The following is a 1348-nucleotide window of genomic DNA, read 5'->3' as shown; positions in this document are numbered from 1 at the left end:
CGCAAATTTCAAGTACAACTTAGCCACTTGATCAATTAATTTGATAGTGACCAATTATCAACAGTCTTAGTTGCGAGTTGACAATGAGCTGAGGGGTGGTAGTCTACGGGACAGTCTGGCGAACAGCCGGACTTCCCAGACTATAACCAGCCCTCAGGAGCCGCGTTGTCAACTCGCAACGACAGCTACCAACTCTGCTAGAAAGCGTTCTTCTGCAGTTTGATAGTTGAAAATCTTCCGCGGTAACTGATTCATCCAATGATTTACCCGCGCCACGGTTCGCTCCGAGACTTCCTTAATAGTGGTTCCTTTGGGAATAAACCGACGAATGATTCGATTATGATGTTCATTGGTTCCTCGCTCAAATGAAGAAAACGGATGCGTGTAGTAAACCTGGGTGGTTTTGGGTAACTCGGTGACTAGCTCGGCAAACTCGGAGCCATTATCGGCGGTGATGGTCTTAAAAATCTGTTCAAAGCGCTTGCCCATCCGCTCCTGTAAGTCACCAAGGGCGCCAGTGACTGGCTTGGCAGATTTATTATCAACTTTTATCATGAGTTCAAAGCGGGTTTTACGTTCGGTTAGCGTGAGCAGGGCCTGGTCATCATGCGCTCTTTTGCCGGCCACCGTATCAATCTCCCAATGACCAAATTCTTCGCGCGTTTGGATCTTAGCTGGCCGTTGTTCAATGGATTGTCCGAGAACCTTTTGATTCTTTCGACAACGCGCTGACTTGGTATTTCGCCGAACTTTTTCCAAGAGATCGATGTTTTGGGTTCGCAGATAATGGCGATCAATCCAGTGATACAAAGTTGTCGTGCAAGGAATTTGACCCAAAGGGAAGCGACCGGTTTCTTTCGCCCGACCGACAATGGCATCTGGAGAGCGGTGATGGACTAGCATCTGTTCATCGGCGTAATCGATAAAAGCCGTATCTTGGCTAAAGAGACACGGACGATGTGAGTTGCGTCGGGCCTGATCATACTTTCTCTGCGCAACATCGGCTAAATAAACCGCGTGTTCATAAGTATAGACTTTCCCATTTTGGGTTTGACGAGAGATTTGGATCGTTGTCCCCCGTTTAATCTCATTATTGATAGTCTGGGGAACCCGTTGGAGCAGACCGGCAATTTCTCGATTGGATAATGGCTTAGGTAACTGTTTATAAGCTTCAATCTGGCAGCGTTCTTTAAACGATAAGTGTTTCCCTTTAATAATAGATGTGGTATTCTCAAGAGGCGTCATAGCGATTTTCCTTTTCATTAAATGTGTTGGAGCTTTAATGATACCTGAAAATGCGCTATGGCGTCTTATTTTTTTAAAATGGCTAACTTCATTTTAAAATCCG

Annotated in this window: 1 protein-coding gene; it reads right to left on the bottom strand. The window is 45.6% G+C overall.

Features of this window, described 5'->3' with window-relative positions; all coding sequences use genetic code 11:
• Window positions 1-168 precede the first annotated feature (168 nt).
• Entirely contained in the window at window positions 169-1245 is a 1077-nt protein-coding gene (locus tag JCM14108_RS13905; protein ID WP_035181574.1) for an IS30 family transposase, read from the bottom strand.
• Between the last annotated feature and the right edge of the window lie 103 nt (window positions 1246-1348).

Source organism: Lentilactobacillus farraginis DSM 18382 = JCM 14108 (genome assembly GCF_000583655.1).
Taxonomy (GTDB): Bacteria; Bacillota; Bacilli; order Lactobacillales; family Lactobacillaceae; genus Lentilactobacillus; species Lentilactobacillus farraginis.
The sequence above is the reverse complement of the archived record's forward strand: the minus strand, read 5'-3'. Positions and strand labels throughout refer to the sequence as shown.